Source organism: Burkholderia contaminans, from assembly GCF_029633825.1.
Taxonomy (GTDB): domain Bacteria; phylum Pseudomonadota; class Gammaproteobacteria; order Burkholderiales; family Burkholderiaceae; genus Burkholderia; species Burkholderia contaminans.
This window is the reverse complement of the sequence record NZ_CP090640.1, coordinates 1,399,108-1,415,790: the sequence shown is the minus strand read 5'-3', so window position 1 is coordinate 1,415,790 and position 16,683 is coordinate 1,399,108. Positions and strand designations below refer to the sequence as shown.

The 16,683-nt window shown below is 67.5% G+C and carries 16 protein-coding genes; 2 read left to right on the top strand and 14 right to left on the bottom strand.

Going from position 1 to position 16,683, the window contains the following annotated elements; genetic code table 11:
- Positions 1–6 precede the first annotated feature (6 nt).
- The 10 genes from ugpE to LXE91_RS06590 form a co-directional block, all read right to left on the bottom strand.
- On the bottom strand, positions 7–852 hold the full coding sequence (gene ugpE / locus LXE91_RS06635) for a sn-glycerol-3-phosphate ABC transporter permease UgpE (protein WP_039366729.1): 846 nt from the start codon (positions 850–852) through the stop codon (positions 7–9).
- Complete coding sequence (gene ugpA / locus LXE91_RS06630) at positions 849–1,733, bottom strand: sn-glycerol-3-phosphate ABC transporter permease UgpA (RefSeq protein ID WP_039366730.1); 885 nt, start codon at positions 1,731–1,733, stop codon at positions 849–851. Before ugpA ends, ugpE begins: the two co-directional genes overlap by 4 nt.
- 103 nt (positions 1,734–1,836) lie before the next feature.
- Positions 1,837–3,171, bottom strand: a complete 1,335-nt coding sequence (ugpB, locus tag LXE91_RS06625; protein WP_039366734.1) for a sn-glycerol-3-phosphate ABC transporter substrate-binding protein UgpB — start codon at positions 3,169–3,171, stop codon at positions 1,837–1,839.
- A 90-nt stretch (positions 3,172–3,261) separates the two neighbouring features.
- The gene (locus LXE91_RS06620) at positions 3,262–4,470 is read right to left on the bottom strand and encodes a deoxyguanosinetriphosphate triphosphohydrolase (RefSeq protein WP_039366737.1); all 1,209 of its coding nucleotides are present in this window, start codon (positions 4,468–4,470) and stop codon (positions 3,262–3,264) included.
- A gap of 41 nt (positions 4,471–4,511) precedes the next feature.
- Positions 4,512–5,591: a 3-dehydroquinate synthase gene (aroB, locus tag LXE91_RS06615; protein WP_039366738.1), complete on the bottom strand. Its 1,080-nt coding sequence runs from the start codon at positions 5,589–5,591 to the stop codon at positions 4,512–4,514.
- Positions 5,588–6,142: a shikimate kinase AroK gene (aroK, locus tag LXE91_RS06610; RefSeq protein WP_039366741.1), complete on the bottom strand. Its 555-nt coding sequence runs from the start codon at positions 6,140–6,142 to the stop codon at positions 5,588–5,590. Before aroK ends, aroB begins: the two co-directional genes overlap by 4 nt.
- A gap of 40 nt (positions 6,143–6,182) precedes the next feature.
- Positions 6,183–7,814 (bottom strand): type IV pilus secretin PilQ, encoded by a 1,632-nt coding sequence (locus LXE91_RS06605; RefSeq protein WP_039366744.1) that lies wholly within the window; start codon positions 7,812–7,814, stop codon positions 6,183–6,185.
- Positions 7,811–8,677 carry a hypothetical protein gene (locus LXE91_RS06600; RefSeq protein WP_039366747.1) on the bottom strand — a complete coding sequence of 289 codons (867 nt, stop codon included), beginning with the start codon at positions 8,675–8,677 and terminating at the stop codon, positions 7,811–7,813. Before LXE91_RS06600 ends, LXE91_RS06605 begins: the two co-directional genes overlap by 4 nt.
- Complete coding sequence (locus tag LXE91_RS06595) at positions 8,674–9,282, bottom strand: fimbrial protein (protein ID WP_223274465.1); 609 nt, start codon at positions 9,280–9,282, stop codon at positions 8,674–8,676. Before LXE91_RS06595 ends, LXE91_RS06600 begins: the two co-directional genes overlap by 4 nt.
- Entirely contained in the window at positions 9,279–10,205 is a 927-nt protein-coding gene (locus tag LXE91_RS06590) for a type IV pilus biogenesis protein PilM (protein WP_039366753.1), read from the bottom strand. Before LXE91_RS06590 ends, LXE91_RS06595 begins: the two co-directional genes overlap by 4 nt.
- A gap of 226 nt (positions 10,206–10,431) precedes the next feature.
- Here LXE91_RS06590 and LXE91_RS06585 point away from each other — a divergent pair, with 226 nt between their 5' ends.
- Positions 10,432–12,816 (top strand): penicillin-binding protein 1A, encoded by a 2,385-nt coding sequence (locus tag LXE91_RS06585; RefSeq protein ID WP_095145958.1) that lies wholly within the window; start codon positions 10,432–10,434, stop codon positions 12,814–12,816.
- A gap of 90 nt (positions 12,817–12,906) precedes the next feature.
- Here LXE91_RS06585 and cyaY read toward each other — a convergent pair whose 3' ends face one another.
- Complete coding sequence (cyaY, locus tag LXE91_RS06580; protein ID WP_039366759.1) at positions 12,907–13,236, bottom strand: iron donor protein CyaY; 330 nt, start codon at positions 13,234–13,236, stop codon at positions 12,907–12,909.
- Between the two features lie 36 nt (positions 13,237–13,272).
- Between cyaY and lptM the strand changes: the two genes are divergently transcribed.
- Positions 13,273–13,551, top strand: a complete 279-nt coding sequence (gene lptM / locus LXE91_RS06575) for an LPS translocon maturation chaperone LptM (RefSeq protein WP_076841676.1) — start codon at positions 13,273–13,275, stop codon at positions 13,549–13,551.
- Between the two features lie 78 nt (positions 13,552–13,629).
- On the opposite strand, the gene msrQ is transcribed toward lptM, so the two are convergent.
- The 3 genes from msrQ to ccsB form a co-directional block, all read right to left on the bottom strand.
- Positions 13,630–14,316: a protein-methionine-sulfoxide reductase heme-binding subunit MsrQ gene (gene msrQ / locus LXE91_RS06570; RefSeq protein ID WP_039366765.1), complete on the bottom strand. Its 687-nt coding sequence runs from the start codon at positions 14,314–14,316 to the stop codon at positions 13,630–13,632.
- Positions 14,317–14,336: 20 nt separating this feature from the next.
- Entirely contained in the window at positions 14,337–15,332 is a 996-nt protein-coding gene (gene msrP, locus LXE91_RS06565) for a protein-methionine-sulfoxide reductase catalytic subunit MsrP (protein ID WP_039366768.1), read from the bottom strand.
- A 158-nt stretch (positions 15,333–15,490) separates the two neighbouring features.
- Complete coding sequence (gene ccsB / locus LXE91_RS06560; protein ID WP_046543638.1) at positions 15,491–16,681, bottom strand: c-type cytochrome biogenesis protein CcsB; 1,191 nt, start codon at positions 16,679–16,681, stop codon at positions 15,491–15,493.
- Positions 16,682–16,683 lie beyond the last annotated feature (2 nt).

Below are 16,683 nucleotides of genomic sequence, written 5' to 3'. Positions count from 1 at the left end.
CGTCATTCATTTCTCGGAATCGACGAGGCCGCGCACGAACCAGCGCTGCATCGCCAGCACGACGACGAGCGGCGGGATCATTCCCAGCAGCGTCGCCGCCATCACGTATTGCCATTCGGTCGCGGCATCGCCGCTCGCGATCATCGTCTTGATGCCCACCACCGCCGTCGACAGCGAAGCCTCGGTCGTGATCAGGATCGGCCACAGATACTGGTTCCAGCCGTAAATGAACGTGATCACGAACAGCGCCGCGATGCTCGTCTTCGACAGCGGCAGCACGACGTCCCAGAAGAACCGCAGCGGCCCCGCGCCGTCGATGCGCGCGGCATCCATCAGCTCGTCGGGCAGCGTCATGAAGAACTGGCGGAACAGGAACGTCGCGGTCGCCGATGCGATCAGCGGCAGCGTGAGCCCCGCGTAGGTATTCGTCAGATGCAGCGTCGACACGACCTGCACGGTCGGGAAGATCCGCACTTCCACCGGCAACATCAGCGTGACGAAGATCAGCCAGAACGCCGTGTTGCGGAACGGGAAGCGGAAATAGACGATCGCGTACGCGGACAGGATCGACACCGCGATCTTGCCCACCGCGATGCCGAGCGCCATCGCGAAGCTGTTCACCAGCAGGCGGCCGAACGGCGCCGTCGTGCCGCCGCTGCCGTGCCCCCAGATGTACGCGACGTTCTCGAACAGGTGCGTGCTCGGCACGAGCGACAGCGGCACCGTGAACACTTCCTGCGCATTCATCGTCGCCGCGCAGAACGCGACGTAGACGGGAAACACGATCAGCACCACACCCGCGATCAGCACCGCGTGGCAGAACAGGTCGAAGCCCTTGCGATTTTCGATCATGCGTATTGCACCCTGCGTTCGACGAAGCGGAACTGGATCACCGTGAGTCCGACGACGATGATCATCAGCACGACCGACTGCGCACCCGAGCTGCCGATGTCGAGCCCCTGGAAGCCCTCCGCGAAGATCTTGTAGATCAGCGTCTTCGTGCTCTGCGCCGGGCCGCCGCCGGTGGCTGCGTCGATCACCGGGAACGTGTCGAAGAATGCGTAGACGAGGTTCACGACCAGCAGGAAGAAGCTGGTGGGCGACAGCAGCGGCAGCACGATGTTGAAGAAGCGCCGCACCGGCCCGGCGCCGTCGATCGCGGCCGCCTCGATCAGCGAGCGCGGGATCGCCTGCAGGCCCGCGTAGAAGAACAGGAAGTTGTAGCTCACCTGTTTCCACACCGACGCGAGCACGACCAGGAACATCGCCTGGCCGCCGTTCAGCGCGTGGTTCCACACGATGCCGCTCTTCGCGAGCGCATAGGTGATCAAGCCGATGCTCGGGTTGAACAGGAATGCCCACAACACGGCAGCGATCGTCGGCGCGACCGCATACGGCCAGATCAGCAGCGTGCGGTACACGCGCGCGCCGCGGATCACGCGATCGGCGCACGCGGCGAGAATCAGCGACACGACCAGTCCGCTCACCGTAACGAGTGAACTGAACACCAGCGTCGTGCGGAACGAATCGAGATACAGCGGATCGGCGAACAGGTGCGTGAAGTTCGCGAGGCCGACGAATTCGCTCGACGTGCCGAACGCGTCCTGCATCTGCGTCGACTGCCACAGCGCGACGCCGGCCGGCCACAGGAAGAACACGGCGGTGATCGCGAGCTGCGGCGCGATCAGCAGGTACGGCAACAGGCTCGTACCGAAACGGGAACGGGATTGCATCGCGGATATCCGGTCAGGCGCAACGGAAAGGTGGCCGTGCCGCCGGCCGGCGCGTGCATCCGGGCAGGATGCGACGCGGCCGGCGGCACGGTGCGATGCGGGCTCAGCCGCCCGACTTCTCGAAGCGGCGCAGCAGTTCGTCGCCGCGCGACGCGGCCGAATCGAGCGCGTCCTTCGGCGACTTCTTCTGCGCCCAGACCTGTTCGAACTCCTCGTCGACCACCGTGCGGATCTGCGGCATGTTGCCGAGACGCAGCCCCTTCGTGTACGGCAGCGGCGGCTTGTTCAGCATCTGCTTGATCGCGGTTTCGGCGCTCGGGTTCTTCGCGTAGAAGCCCTGCTGGCGCGTGAGGTCGTACGCGGCGGTCGTCACGGGGAGGTAGCCCGTGTCCTGATGCCATTTCGCGGCGACCGCCGGCGAGGCCAGGAACGCGAGGAATTTCGCGACGCCCTTGTAGGTCGCCGGATCCTTGCCCGCCAGCACCCACAGGCTCGCGCCGCCGATGATCGCGTTCTGCGGCGCACCCTTCACGTTCGCGTCGTACGGCATCATGCCCGTGCCGTAGCTGAACTTCGCGAACTTCTGCACGTTCGCGAGCGCGCCCGACGACGTCGTCAGGATCCCGCAGTCGCCGCTGTAGAACTTCGCCGACGCTTCATCCTTGCGGCCCGCGTACGTGAACGTGCCGTCCTTCGCCATCTGCTGCAGGAACGAGACGTGTGCGATCTGCTGCGGCTTGTTGAACTCCAGAACGGCGTCGGCGCCGTCGAAGCCGTTGTTGCGGCTCGCGAACGGCAGCCCGTGCCACGCGCTGTAGTTCTCGAGCTGGATCCAGCCCTGCCAGCCGGTCGTGAACCCGCATGCCATCCCCGACTTGCGCAGCTTCTCGGCATCGGCCTGCACGTCGGCCCACGTCTTCGGCGGCTGGTTCGGGTCGAGGCCGGCCTTCTTGAACGCGTCCTTGTTGTAGTACAGCACCGGCGTCGAGCTGTTGAACGGCATCGAGACGAGATGGCCCGTCTTCGCGTCGCTGTAGTAGCTCGCGATGGTCGGCACGAACCCTTTCTCGTCGAGCGGCACGCCGGCCTGCTTGAACACGTCGTAGACCGGCACGACGGCCTTCTTCGCCTGCATCATCGTGGCCGTGCCGACTTCATAGACCTGGAGGATCGCCGGCGCGTTGCCGCTGCGATAGGCGGCGATACCGGCCGCGAGCGCCTGGTCGTAGGTGCCCTTGAATACCGGCACGATCTTGTAGTCGCTCTGCGACGCGTTGAACTGGTCGGCGATCGCATTGACCCGCTCGCCGAGCGCGGCTTCCATCGCATGCCAGAACTGGATTTCCGTCGCGGCGAGCGCCACGTGCTGTGCCCCGAACATCAGCGCGCCGCCGAGCGCGATCGAACGAACCAGTGTCCCCGCAGGCTTCTTCTTCATCGACCTCTCTCCTATGAAAACGTTACCAACAGCGTGTGCAACATTTCCGTCGCCATTGAACCGGCGAAGTCTAGTGATCGTTTGTGACAGTCAGTTGTCGCTGATGACGAACAGGCGCTGATATTCCTTCAGCGCGAAGCGGTCGGTCATGCCGGCGATGTAGTGCGCAACGAGGCGCGGCTGCTGCGCGGCGTCGTCGGACTGGTAAGGCGGCGGCAGCAGGCGCGGATCGTCGATGAACGCATCGAACAGACCGGTGACGACGCGCTGCGCCTTGCTCGCCATGCGCATCACCTTGTAGTGGCGATAGAGGTTCTTGAAGAGGAAACGCTTGAGGGCGGCCGCCTGTGCGGCGACAGATTCGCTGTGCGACACGAGCGGCGGCGCGGCGCGCACGTCGTCGAGCGACGCGGGCGCGACGCGCGCGAGATTGCGCGTGGTTTCGTCGATCAGGTCGACGATCAGCGTGTTGATGATGCGGCGCACCGTCTCATGCACGAGGCGGCGGCCTTCGAGATTCGGGAATTCGGCGAGCGCCGCCTCGTAGTGGCGCTGCCACAGCTCGACTTCCGCGAGTTGCCCGATCGTGATCAGGCCGGAACGCAGGCCGTCGTCGACGTCGTGGTTGTTGTACGCGATCTCGTCCGCGATGTTGGCGAGCTGCGCTTCGAGCGACGGCTGGCGGCCCTGCAGGAAGCGCTCGCCGAGTGCGCCGAGCTTGCGCGCATTCTCGCGCGAGCAGTGCTTCAGAATGCCTTCGCGCGTCTCGAAGCACAGGTTCAGTCCGTTGAACGCGCCGTAGTGCTCCTCGAGCTCGTCGACGACCGCCAGGCTCTGCAGGTTGTGCTCGAAGCCGCCGTGGTCGCGCATGCAGGCATTCAGTGCGTCCTGCCCGGCATGGCCGAACGGCGTATGGCCGAGATCGTGGGCGAGCGAAATCGCCTCGACGAGATCCTCGTTCAGGCGCAGGTTGCGCGCGACCGAGCGCGCGATCTGCGCGACTTCGAGGCTGTGCGTGAGGCGTGTGCGGAACAGGTCGCCTTCGTGATTGACGAAGACCTGCGTCTTGTATTCGAGCCGGCGAAATGCGGTCGAGTGGACGATGCGGTCGCGGTCGCGCTGGAATTCGGTGCGCGCCGCCGGCGGTGTCTCCGGATGGCGGCGGCCGCGCGACTGCGACGCGTGCGCGGCATACGGAGCGAGATGGGCTTCCAGCGCCGCCAGCGTCGGCGGCTCGGCCACCGGCGCAACGGATGCGCGACCGGCTTCGGGCAGTATGCTGCTGGATGTCTCGCTCACGTCTCCTCCATGTCAGGGGCGCCGGGGCATCCGGGCCGCCGTTAGCGGGTGGTCTGCGCCAGTGTAGCGGACACGGCTTCGTCCGGCGCCTGAGTGATCAGCGTATCGCCGAATCGCTTCAGCAGGATGAACTTGATCGCACCGGCCTCGGCCTTCTTGTCGACGCGCATCAGGTCCATGTAGCGCGCGTCGCCGAGCGCGGGCCCGCGGGTCGGCAGATGCGCGGCCGCGATCACCGCATCGAGGCGCTGCCGCGAAGCTTCGTCGAGCAGGCCGAGCCGCACCGACAGGTCGCCCGCCATCACCATCCCGCAGCCGACCGCCTCGCCGTGCAGCCACTCGCCGTAGCCGAGCCCGGCCTCGATCGCATGACCGAACGTATGGCCGAAGTTCAGGATCGCGCGCAGGCCGCCTTCGCGTTCGTCGGCTGCCACCACGCTCGCCTTGATCTCGCACGAGCGCTTCACCGCATGCGCGAGCGCAGCCGGATCGCGACGGTTCAGCGCGTCGACGTTCGCCTCGATCCAGTCGAAGAACTCGGCATCGGCGATCGCGCCGGTCTTGATGACTTCGGCGACGCCGGCCGCCAGTTCACGGTCGGGCAGTGTCGTCAGCGCGCCGATGTCCGCGATCACGGCCTGCGGCTGGTAGAACGCGCCGATCATGTTCTTGCCGAGCGGGTGGTTGATGCCCGTCTTGCCGCCGACCGACGAGTCGACCTGCGACAGCAGCGTCGTCGGCACCTGGATGAACGGCACACCGCGCATGTAGCACGCGGCCGCAAAGCCCGTCATGTCGCCGATCACGCCGCCGCCGAGCGCGACGAGCGTCGTCTTGCGGTCCGCGCGGTCGGTCAGCAGGCCGTCGAAGATCAGGTTCAGCGTTTCCCAGTTCTTGTACGCCTCGCCGTCCGGCAGCACGACCGTCGACACGCGCTTGCCGAGCGGCGCAAGCGCCGCGCGCAGGGCATCGCCGTAAAGCGGATCGACCGTCGTGTTCGTGACGATCGTGACGGACGAACCCTTGATATGCGGGGCGAACAGCTCGGCGCGGCCGATCAGGCCGGCGCCAATGTGAATCGGGTAGGCGCGGTCGCCCAGGTCGACGTTGACAGTAATCATGCTTGTAGCGGTTTGGCGATGACGCCGGCCAGTTCGAGTTGCATCAGCACCATGTTGACGAGACCGTTGACCGACGGACGGCCGGTCTCGATGACGAAATCCGCGCATTCGCGGTACAGCGGGTCGCGTACCTCGTACAGCGCTTCGAGGCGCCCCTTCGGATCTTCGGTCTGCAGCAGCGGGCGGTTCTTGTCCTTGCGCGTGCGCAGCCACAGATCGTGCGGATTGGCGCGCAGGTAGACGACGATGCCATGGCTTTTCAGGCAGTCGCGGTTTTCCGGGCGCAGCACCGCACCGCCGCCCGTCGCGAGCACGATGTTCTCGCGCTGCGTGAGATCGGCGATCACCTGCGTTTCGCGATCGCGAAACCCGGCCTCGCCCTCCATCTCGAAGATCACCGGAATGCGCGCGCCCGTGCGGGCCTCGATTTCGTGGTCGGAGTCGAAGAACGTCCTGTCGAGACGACGCGCGACCGCACGGCCCACGGTGGTCTTACCCGCTCCCATAAGGCCGACGAAAAATACGTTTGCATGTGGGTCCCGCGCTTGCAACGGCTTCCTCTGCTTCAATCTTGCTGGTGTGTGGCGCAGCTTACTGGCAAAGCGGCTGCCTTGTCGAGCCTGCGCCGGCGGCTTCCGGCCCCGTTTTCTCGGCATCCGCGCCGCCCGCGCCGCGCGCATTGCAGCGCGCATCGACGACGGTCGGCGTGATGAAGACGACCAGTTCGTTACGCTGATCGCGTTGCGCGCGGTGCCGGAAAAGCGCGCCCAGAAACGGTATTTTGCCCAAGAGCGGCACGCGCGTCACATCGTTCCGGTTCAGTTGTTCATAGATCCCGCCGATCGCGACCGTCCCGCCGTTCTCGACCTCGACGCGCGTCTGGACGTGTTTCGTATGGATCGCCGGACCGGCTGCCGTCGGCTCGCCGATGCTGTCCTTCGTCACGTCCAGGTCGAGCACCACGCGCCCGTCAGGCGTGATCTGCGGCTCGACCTCGAGCTTGAGCGTCGCCCGGCGGAACTGCACGCCGCTCACGCCGTTGCCGACCTTCGCCTGGTACGGCAGCTCCGAGCCCTGTTCGACGATGGCCTTGACGCGATCGGCGGTCACCACGCGCGGACTCGAAACGATCTGGCCCCGACCTTGCGCCTCGAGCGCGCTCAGTTCGACGTCGAGCACACGGCTGAGCGGCGCGGCGAACAGCGTGAAGCCGGCGGTTGCCGCTTCGAAGCCGCCGAGCGGCCGCGCAGCCAGGTCGAGCGCGTTGCGGGCACCGGTCGCAAACGTCGCGCTCTCGCCCGACGGCGGCCGCCCCTGCGCCCTCAGCGCGACGCGCGCGCCGAGGTTGCGCGAAAAACCCTGCTCGCCCTCGACGATGCGGGCTTCGATCCGGACCTGCCGCGACGGCCGGTCGATCGCCTCGATCAGGCTCGCGATCTGGTCGAGACGCGGCGCGAGATCGGTGACGAACAACAGGTTCGTGCGCGGATCGGCCGCCGCGGCGCCACGCTTCGACAGCAGGCGCTGGCCGGTCGCGCCGGCCAGCAATCGTTGCACGTCCTGCGCACGCGGGTAGTGCAGCGCGAACGTCCGGCTCGCCAGCGGCTCCAGATCGGCGGCCCGCGCGTGCATTTCGAAACGCTCGCGTTCGCGCGCGGCCAGCTCGGCCGCCGGCGTGACCCATATCACGTCGCCCCGCCGGGACATCGCGAGCCCGTGCGTATCGAGCAGCGTGTCGAAGGCATCGCGCCAACGCACGTTGTTCAGACGTAACGTGACGGTGCCGCGCACCTGCTCGCCGACGACGATATTGAGTCCGGTGAACCGCGCGAGTGCGTCGAACGCGGCCGTGAGCCCTGCTCCCTGCAGATTCAGCGAGATCCGCCGCTTGTCGTCCGCATCGCCAGGTTGCCGGGCCGTAGCGCCCCCCATCCGGGCCGGCGGCGCCAACGGGATCGGCGGCCCCTCCAGCCCGGGTGCCGGGGTGGCGGCCTCGGTCTGAAGCGCCGCGCGAGCCGCCTGGTCGAACGGCGGTGGGCCGGCCTCCGTCGCTACGGTGTGATCCGCACCGCCCACCGCGCCTTGTGGCAACGGTAGGCCCGGCACCTGCATATCGAACGACGCGGCAGGCCAGACGGCCGGCAGCGGCGGCAATGACGCGCTTGCACTGGCCGCGGTCAATCCGGCCCAGACGGCGAGCACCCGGCTTCCGTGCTTGATCATGGCCGCCTCCCGTCGTCCAGCATGACCCGGTACGCACCGTCCGCGGTCGCGAGCGTCACGGCGACGGGATCGACTCGCACCACCCGCGCGGCCCCGAGGGTGTCGCCGGGGACCACGGCCGTGAACGCACCGTTACCGTCGTCGAACAGCGCAAGACCGGTACGCCCGTCGCGAATCGTGCCGGCCAGGTGGGCAGCCGCCCCCTCCGCTTCGGACGCACCGGCCTCGCCGAACGGATCGGCGCCGGGCACGTCGGCCAGAACCGGCGCCTCCCCGCCCTTGGACGCTGGCGCCGGCAACTCCGGAAACACGTCGACGGACATTTCCACGCGCGCGGCCTCCTTTCCCCGTTCGACACGCAGCGCGGACGGCACTACCAGCACCGGGAAGCGGGCCAGCCCGCCGACCGTCTGCAGCAACGCGTGAAAACCGCCGTCCGCGACGATACGCACCGTGCGCCTGCCGTCCGGCACCGCGCCATCGGCGCGCAGCGGTTCGATCGATACGTCGCGCAGCCCGCTCGACGCGGCGCGATCCACCAGTTCCAGCATCAACGCAGCCCATTCCGGCGTACGCGGCACGCGATCGCCGTGTGCCGCCGCCGGCTGCACGCCGCGTTGCCGTGCAGCGGCTGCCAGGACACGCCGCGCGTCGGCCTCCCGCATCTGCGCCGCTGCGAGCAACGCGCGGCTATGCGCGAGCCCGCTCCAGTCGGCGGCATTCACCAGATGAATGCCGCCCACCAGCACGGCCGCGAATGCGAGGCCGCAGCCCGCGACGTGCGCAGCCGCCGGCGACACGCGCCGCATGCCGCCCCGCCATCCGTCACCGCGCAGTGCGGACCGATGCGCGAGCGCGGTCATGCGCCACCTCCCGGCGCTTCCCGGGACGCCACCGCGTCGTGCCAGCGCAGCCGGACCGAGAACCGGAACGGCATCCCGCCCGTAACGACCGGAACATCGGAAGCAGGCTTCAACACATCGATGTCGATCCGCCAGCCACGTTGCTCGCGTGCCATCCCCGCGAGCCATCGCGCGGCCGCCCGGTAGCTCGCGGCGCGTGCATCGATCACGGCGCCGGCGGACGTCGTGCGCAGCGCGTCGAGCCGGACGGTGCCGTCGCGCACCTGCGCCAGTGCGGCCAGCAGCCCTGCGACGTGCCGATAAGGCGCGGCAAGCGCGGCCGCCTGCGCGTCGCGTTGCGCGGCAACGGCCGCGGCCTTGGCAGCGCGCGTCGCGGCCCCCACCTGCGGCTGCAACTGCCGCAGCCGCGCCTCCACACTCTCGCGCTCGGCATCCACGCGCCACCGCGCCCCGGTGACAACGCCCGCCCACAGGCCGACGCCGAGCGCACCGAACAGAATCGCCGCACCGCACTGCGCGGCCCGGCGACGTCGCAACGCCTGCGCCAGCCGTTCACGGTATGGCAGCAGGTTGAAACCGCCCGGCTCCGCACGACAGGCCGTCATTCCCATACCCCGCGCAATGCCAGCCCGAACGCGACGGCCCATGCCGTGCCGCCCGGCATGCCGGCGGGCGGGCACGGTTGCCCGCTCCAGCCCGTGCAGTCGAACGACACCGCAACCGCGCCGAGCACGTCGCCAATCTCGGCGACAGACGTATCGAAGCGGGCGATACACCGTTCGTCCCCGGACACGAGTACGCAGCACACCGCCCCGAGCGCGCGCTGGCGCAATGCATCGGAAAATGCCCCCGGCACGGCGCCGGACAGCGTCAGCACCGGTACGGCCAACGGGCCGTCGATTCGCCAGCCGTGCACGCCCGAGTCATGGAACCAGAGCGCCGCGTAGGGGCCCGCCTGCGCGTCGGGTTCGAATTGCGCGGCATAGCGCAACGCACGCAGCGCCGCGGCCGACTCGCCGTCGACCACCGTCAGGTCGACACCGGCCTGGGCGGCCACGTCGATCCGCCGTTCGAGCAGCGCCAGCGGGGCCACGGCAACCTCGATCTCGCCTGCTCCCGCGCCGCCCTCCTGCCGCCAGTCGAACGCGAGACTGTCCGGCGCCAGCCCCGAGATGCGTTCGGCCGCCTGCCGCGCGGCATCCTCGATGTCGCCGCGCCCGGCCAGATCGAGCGTCGCGGTCCGCATCTCGTCATCGTGCAACGCCATCACGCCACGCGCGTCGCACCGCACGCCGGCCGCCGACAGCCTCGACACGGCGGCGGCCAGCGCACGCGCGACCGCCGCCCAGCGCGCATCCTCCGGGCCGCCCGCCAACCCGACCGGCTCCCGCTCGAGCCCCTCGACGCACACGTCCGCGCCCCGGCCGCGCCGGCTCAGCACGACCACCCTCACCTCATCCGCACCGACGTCGATTCCCGTCGACCGGTGCCCACCCTGCCCAAACCGTGCTCGCCATCGTCCCGCCATCCCAGTCTCCTGAAATCGTCGCGGCCCGTGCCGCGTTTCCGAGACTTGATTCTGCAAATCGGCGCGTGCGGCCGACAGTCGGCCTAACGGCCAGCATCCGCTCGCGACGGGCATGCGCGGGCTATGCTGGAAGCACGCCAGGCCGCGTCTTCGCGGCGGCCGCCCCCCGCGTCAGGACCGGTCTTACCGGGCAGCTATAATCGCGGGACTGTTTTCCGGTATGCCTATGCAATCCACGACTCCTACGTCCCCGCCTCCCGCCCCGGAGCCGAAGAAGCGGCCCTGGTGGCAAAAAGTCCTGCTCGGATTCGCCACGATGTGCATAGCGCTCGTCGTGGCCGGCGGGCTCGTGCTCGGCTACGCGCTCGTCGTTGCGTGGCCGAACATGCCGTCGCTCGACGCGCTGACCGACTATCGGCCGAAGGTGCCGCTGCGCATCTATACGTCCGATCACGTGCTGATCGGCGAATTCGGCGAAGAGCGCCGCGACGTCGTCCATTTCAAGGACGTGCCCGACTCGCTGAAGAAAGCGATCCTCGCAATCGAGGACGCGCGCTTCTACGATCACGGCGGCGTCGACCTCACCGGCATCGTCCGCGCCGGCTTCGTCGCGCTGACGAACGGCCATGCGTCGCAGGGTGCGAGCACGATCACGATGCAGGTCGCGCGCAACTTCTTCCTGTCGAGCGAGAAGACCTACACGCGCAAGATCTACGAGATGCTGCTCGCGTACCGGATCGAGCGTGCGCTGACGAAGGATCAGATTCTCGAGGTCTACATGAATCAGATCTATCTCGGCCAGCGCGCGTACGGCTTCGCGAGCGCCGCGCGGGTCTACTTCGGCAAGGACCTGAAGGACATCACGCTGGCCGAAGCCGCGATGCTCGCGGGGCTGCCGAAGGCGCCGTCCGCGTACAACCCGGTCGTGAACCCGAAGCGCGCGAAGGTGCGCCAGGAATACATCCTGCAGCGGATGCTCGAACTGAACTTCATCTCGCGCGAACAGTACGACGAGGCCGTCGCACAGCCGCTCGTCGTCAAGGGGCCCGGCCGCGATTTCAGCGTGCACGCCGAGTACGTCGCGGAAATGGTCCGACAAATGATGTACGCGCAGTACCGTGAGGAAACCTACACGCGCGGCTTCAACGTCGTCACGACGATCGACTCCGCGGACCAGCAGGTCGCGTACACCGCACTGCGCAAAGGCATCATGGATTACGAACGCCGGCACGGCTACCGGGGGCCGGAAGGCTTCATCGAGCTGCCGGCCGGCGCCGACGACCGCGAACAGGCGATCGACGATGCGCTGCTCGAACACCCCGACAACGGCGAACTGATCGCCGCGGTCGTCACGGCCGCCAGCCCGCGCCAGATCACGGTCGCGTTCATCGACGGCAGCAATGCGACGATCGAGGGCGACAACCTGCGCTTCGCGTCGGGCGCGCTGTCGGCCAATGCGCAGCCGAATCGCCACATCCGCCCGGGCGCGATCGTCCGCGTCGTGAAGAACGACACCGGCAAGTGGTCGATCACGCAGTTGCCGCAGGTCGAGGGGGCATTCCTGTCGATCGTCCCGCAGGACGGCGCGATCCGCTCGCTCGTCGGCGGCTTCGACTACAACAAGAACAAGTTCAACCACGTCACGCAGGCGTGGCGGCAGCCGGGTTCGTCGTTCAAGCCGTTCATCTATTCGGCGTCGCTCGACAAGGGCCTCGGGCCGGCAACCGTGATCAACGACGGCCCGCTGTATTTCAGCGCCGCCGAAACGGGCGGCCAGCCGTGGGAGCCGAAGAACTACGGCGGCGGCTTCGAAGGCCCGATGTCGATGCGCACCGCGCTGCAGCGCTCGCGCAACCTCGTGTCGATCCGGATCCTGAACCACATCGGCACGAAGTACGCGCAGCAGTACATCACCCGCTTCGGCTTCGACGCCGAACGCCATCCGGCCTACCTGCCGATGGCACTCGGCGCGGGCCAGGTCACGCCGCTGCAGATGGCGGGCGCGTACTCGGTCTTCGCGAACGGCGGCTATCGCGTCAATCCGTACCTGATCGCCGAAGTCACCGATCCGAACGGCGCGATCGTCGTGCGCGCGCAGCCGCTCGTCGCCGAGCAGAATGCGCCGCGCGCGATCGACCCGCGCAACGCGTACGTGATGAACAGCCTGCTGCAGAGCGTCGCGCAGCGCGGCACGGGCGCACGGACCAACGTGCTGAAACGCACCGACCTCGCGGGCAAGACCGGCACGACGAACGACTCGCACGACGCGTGGTTCGCCGGCTACCAGCACACGCTCGCCGCGATTGCGTGGATCGGCTACGACAATCCGCGCAGCCTCGGCGATCGCGAAACGGGGGGCGGCCTGTCGCTGCCGGTCTGGATCGACTACATGGGCGCCGCGCTGAAGGGCGTGCCCGAGTTCAAGCCGACGGTGCCGGACGGCGTCGAGTCGCTCGGCGGCGAGCTGTACTTCACCGAGTTCGCGCCAGGCCACGGCTTCGTGTCGACGGTCGGCGTACCGCAGGCGCCGGCCGCGCAGAACGTCGACGCCACCGTGCCGCACGTCGACGAGCAGGAAAAGCAGGACATCATGAACCTGTTCGCGCACTGACCACCGGCCCGGACATGAAAAAAGCGCCCCCGCGGGGCGCTTTTTCTTTGGCTGCGCGTCGACGCGCAGCCCCGGCTTCGGCCGGAGCGGTTACGGCGCGCTGAACGTGATCGGCAGGCCGGCCTGCTGCGTCGCGTATTCGGTGAGCGCCGAGAAAAACTCGGTGCCCGTGCGCGTATCGCGCCATTCGCCATCGATGAAACGGTAGTGGAAACCGCCCGCCTTCGCGGCGATCCACACTTCCTTCATCGGCGGCTGCAGGTTGACGATGATCTTCGAGCCGTTCTCGAACGTCAGCGTCAGGACGCTGCCGTTGCGCTCGAGATCGATGTCGTGATCGCCGTCGTTGGCGTCGTCGACGGTACGCTCGACGGCCGCCAGCACGGCCTCGGCACGGGTCAGGTATTCGGTATCGGACATGCTAAACTCTATCGGTTCAATTGTTCAGGGACGATCATGCGAGTCGTTTTCCGGATGAGCGCGATTGTAGCGGCTTTGGCGATTCTTGCCGGCTGCGGTCAAAGCGGCGCGCTCTATCTGCCCACCGTGCCTCCGATGCCCAAGCCACTCCAGCAGCAGGACACACCGCCGTCGGATGTGAAGCCGACCGATGAAAACGCGTCGTCCGACAGTGTGCCCGATTCGTCCGGCACGCCGCTCACGCTGTCACCCGAATTGTCGAGCAGCGCATCGTCCATGCCTGCATCGGCGTCGAGCCCGGCCGTCGCAAAGTAACGGCGCGCCGCCTGCACGGCTCACGAAACAAGGCGATGACTTCCCGGTCATCGCCTTTTGTTTTTTCAGGCTGCGCCGTCACGCGCGCACGCGCCGCCATCCCCATGCGATGAGCCGCCAGCCGAGCAACGCGGCCACGACTGCCGCATAAAGCTTCGGCTGCGCGAGATTGTGCTTGCCGGCCCTCATCCACCAGAAGTGCAGCACACCGAATAGCGCGATCGCGTAGATCGCGCTATGCAGGGTCGCCCAGTGGCGGCCCAGGCGGCGCACCATCGCGCGCGGCGACGTTGCCGCGAGCGGAATCAGCAGCACGAACGCGGCAAAACCGACCGTGATGAACGGGCGCTTGCCGACGTCCTTCAGGATCTCGCCGACGTCGAACCACTTGTCGAACCACAGGTAGGTCGTGAAGTGCAGCGTCGCGTAGAAGAACGCGAACAGCCCGATCATCCGGCGAAAGCGCAGCAGCGTGGCGAACCCCGTCATGCGCCGAAGCGGCGTGACGGCGAGCGTGATGCACAGGATCACGAGCGTCCAGAGACCCGTCGAGCGCGTGATGAACTCGATCGGATTCGCGCCGAGCCGGTCGGTCAGCCCGAACAGCACGAGACGCGCGAGCGGATAAAGGCCGGCCGCGAAAACCAGCACCTTGGCCGGCGCGAGCCAGCGCGGCGCGGCGGGACGGATCGCGCCGCTCCGTGCGGCACCGGCAGCCTGGCCAGCGCGGGCTGTAGGCGCGGCCGTCAACGTCGAAGGGGGCATGTCGTTTCTCACCGTCGCCCTCAGAAATTCTTCTTCAGGTCCATGCCCTGGTACATCGACGCGACCAGGTCGCCGTAGCCGTTGAACATCAGCGTCTTGCGCTTCGGCGTGAAAAAGCCGTCCTCGCCGATGCGCCGCTCGGTCGCCTGGCTCCAGCGCGGATGATCGACGTTCGGGTTCACGTTCGAATAGAAGCCGTACTCGTTCGCGGCGTACGTGTTCCAGCTCGTCTTCGGCTGCTTGTCGACGAAGCGGATCTTCACGAGCGACTTCGCGCTCTTGAAACCGTACTTCCACGGCACGACGATCCGCACCGGCGCGCCGTTCTGGTTCGGCAGCACCTGCCCGTAGACGCCCATCGTCAGCAGCGTCAGCGGATTCATCGCCTCGTCCATCCGCAGCCCTTCCGAGTACGGCCAGTCGAGCACGGGCGTCGAGAGGCCGGGCATCTGCGACGGATCGGCCAGCGTGACGAACTGCACGTATTTCGCGTTGCCGGTCGGCTGCACGCGCTTGATCAGCTCGGACAGCGGCACGCCGATCCAAGGGATCACCATCGACCATCCCTCGACGCAGCGCAGCCGGTACACGCGCTCCTCGAGCGGCGCGAGCTTCAGCAGCTCGTCGAGATCGAACACCTTCGGATGCAGCACCTCGCCCTCGACGCTCACACGCCACGGGCGCGGCCGCAGCGTGCCGGCGTTCTGCGCGGGGTCGCTCTTGTCGGTGCCGAATTCGTAGAAGTTGTTGTAGGTGGTGATGTCCTTGAACGGCGTCACCTTGTCGGCTGCGACGAACTTCGGATTCGTCTTCGCCGCAAGCTTCGCGGCCCGCGCATCGGGCGACGCATAGGCGGCCCATGCTGCGCCGCTGCCACCGAGCAGCCCGCCCGCCGCCGCGAGGCCGGCCGCCTGCAATACGCGCCGCCGGTTCTCGAACACCGCACGCGGCGTGATTTCGCCGGGTGCAATATCGCCGCCGGTCAGTACGTTCCGCAAAGGGCGTTTGATCCACATCGTGCTGCTCCTCCTGCCTGCGCCGCGCGCAGTTTCATGAGCGTTCGACCCGACCCGTCCCGCGCCGTTCGACGCCCGGGCCGCCCGCCCGTTACAAAAGAAAACCGCCGGGCACGCAATGCACCGGCGGTTTCATAGTCGGACGAACAGCGGAAATCTTACAGCTTGCCGTAGCTGTGCAGCCCGGACAGGAACATGTTGACGCCGAGGAACGCGAAGGTCGTCACGAGCAGGCCCGTGAGCGCCCACCATGCAGCCACCGTGCCGCGCAGGCCCTTCATCAGGCGCATGTGCAGCCACGCCGCGTAGTTCAACCACACGATCAGCGCCCAGGTTTCCTTCGGGTCCCAGCTCCAGTAGCCGCCCCATGCTTCGGCGGCCCACAGCGCGCCGAGGATCGTCGCGATCGTGAAGAACGCGAAACCGACCGCGATCGACTTGTACATCACGTCGTCGAGCACGTCGAGCGTCGGCAGGCGATCCGCGAGCACGCCGCGCTCCTTCATCAGGTACGCAACCGACACCATCGCCGACAGCGCGAAGCTGCCGTAGCCGATGAAGTTCGCCGGCACGTGGATCTTCATCCACCAGCTTTGCAGCGCCGGTACGAGCGGCTGGATCTGCTGCGCGTCGCGCGCGACCGAGTACCACATCAGGAAGCCGACGGCCGCGCTGATCACCAGCAGCACGAACGCGCCGAGCGCGCGCGTGCCGTAGTGGCCTTCGTAATACAGATACAGCAGCGCGGTGATCAGGCTGAACAGGACGAACACCTCATACAGGTTCGACACCGGAATGTGCCCGACGTCCGCCCCGATCAGGTAGGACTCGTACCAGCGCACCATCAAGCCGGTGAAGCCCATCAGCACGGCGACCCACGTGAGCTTCTGTCCGATCGCGGAACCCGACGCCGAGCGCGCGAGCAAGCCGATCCAGTAGAAGATCGTCGCGAGCACGAACAGCGCGCTCATCCACAGGATCGCGGACTGGCTCGACAGGAAGTACTTGAGGAAGAACGCAGAATCGGCGCGCGCGAGATCGCCCTGGTAGATCTGGATCGACAACAGCGCCAGCACGGCGATCGATGCCATCATCAGCCGCGCGGGCTTCCAGCGCCAGCCGAGCGCGATGAGCGCCGGCACGGTGCCGATCATCACCGCCTTGTCGTAGTAATCCATGTGCGCGTTGTAGTGCACGAGCGCATAGCCCGCGCCCACCACGAGCGCCAGTGCGAACAGCCAGTCGAGCAGCGACAGGCGCGCGAGGAACGGACGGTCGTCGAACAGCGGCCCCGTAACCGGAGCCTGGGCCGACGCCCGATGGGAAGAGGAAACTTGCGTGAGATCCATGA